2 protein-coding genes are annotated in these 1,614 nt (G+C 34.3%); both read left to right on the top strand.

Translation table 11 applies throughout. The features are described 5' to 3' along the window. Positions 1–517: DUF4844 domain-containing protein (locus EGM88_RS16085; RefSeq protein WP_238988464.1), on the top strand; the 517-nt coding region annotated here is incomplete at its 5' end. Positions 518–679: 162 nt separating this feature from the next. After that, the gene (locus EGM88_RS14985) at positions 680–1,372 is read left to right on the top strand and encodes a hypothetical protein (RefSeq protein ID WP_123899233.1); all 693 of its coding nucleotides are present in this window, start codon (positions 680–682) and stop codon (positions 1,370–1,372) included. Positions 1,373–1,614: the final 242 nt, after the last annotated feature.

Genomic DNA, 1,614 nt, shown 5'->3' with positions numbered 1-1,614 from the left:
TATTTATCTGGAATTAGATACGGAAGACCGAGAAAGGGTTTGCTCATACATTGAGGAATTAATGGACATTGTGGAATTGGAAAGCTCGAATGGACAACTCAATAAATTTATGTACGGTTTTGACCCAATGGAAAAGCCAAAAGAAAAAAAGTGGACTGATTCGCACGGAAACGTCTTTATCGAGAAAGGAACTGAAGTTTCAATTATCCCAGCGAAATACAATAAAACAGGAAAAAAATATAAGGTTTTCCTTTACAACGAAACCACCGAAAATATTGGAATTATAAAAGACTTAGTTATTAAGCCAAGGGAATTTAAAGTATTCAACGTTTCAGATACTGATACTCTTAAATTAGATAATGGAGTTAAGTTTATGTTCGGAGAAACATATGGACTTGAAGTTGAGGACAAAAAATCGCAAGTTAGCGGACTTGGAGGAAAATATTTGACTGATTATGGCGTGCCAAATGAAATTGATTTTGCTTTTGTCATAGTTCCAGTCGGAAAAGGAGATTAAAAATAAAAACTGTTGCCAACAATGTATAACCGCAATTACGGCGGATTCGACTACGTCCGAATCCACTCGGAATTGCTAAAGTCTGTGCCAAACCGAAAATTAACGCATATTAACCCGTAACTGACGGTTATACGAACCGTTGTAAACAATGCCGAAAACCGAGTGAAATACTACATAGGAGCATATTATCTCATTAAATTAAAACCTGTCGAATACGGAACGATTAAAGGTTCGGAAATTTATAGTTGTAGTCGTTGTATAAACGATTCTTTTTTTGACTCTTGGGCAATTTCTTGGGCAACAACTGAAAAGAAAGAATTAGAAGAAACTAAACAAACTTTTAATCTGACTGACAAAAATGTTGAGGAAATACAATTTTGGGCAGATAAAAAATTGGACGAAGAAAAACTCGGTTGGATAAATACGTTTTCGGACTTAAAAACATTGACCGAATACAAAGAAAAGTTCTTTCCTAATGATTCTGACTTTGAAATATTAAGTATCAGCTTTCCCGAATCTGATTTGGAAGAAGCTTTGGAAATGACAAAACCGACTGAATCAAATAGCGGAGAAATTGGAATTTATAGCAAACTTAAAAACAAAGAGCTCGATTTAGAAAAAGACGAATTTTTAGGTTACGACATAATCGGAATTGAAATAAGTGGAGACTTCCATTCATTTCATTGCAACGACTTAGCGAATGATTTAAAAGAAAAATCTGGACTTAAATTAAACGAATTCGGACTTTTTGAAAATATTGAGAATTGGAATGAAGTTATGGAATTTCTAAATGACCCGATGAACGCTGAACCTGTTCCTTGGTTTTATGTCAAAGTAAATAGAATTAGAAAATGAAAAAAGCACTGTTTACAACAATGTATAACCGCAATTACGGCGGATTCGACTACGTCCGAATCCACTCGGAATTGCTAACGTCAGTACTAAACCGAAAATCATTAACTTTAATCCCGTAACTGACGGTTATACGTATTCCAAGGTCAAATCCAAATTATTTAAAGATTATTTTTAAGCTACAAACTTTTGTAGTTCTACGTACGGTGTTCCTCTCTTTACTACTGCAAATGCTCTTGATAAAA

Origin of the sequence: Aureibaculum marinum, assembly GCF_003813905.1 — a bacterium.
Taxonomy (GTDB): domain Bacteria; phylum Bacteroidota; class Bacteroidia; order Flavobacteriales; family Flavobacteriaceae; genus Aureibaculum; species Aureibaculum marinum.
The sequence above is the reverse complement of the archived record's forward strand: the minus strand, read 5'-3'. Positions and strand labels throughout refer to the sequence as shown.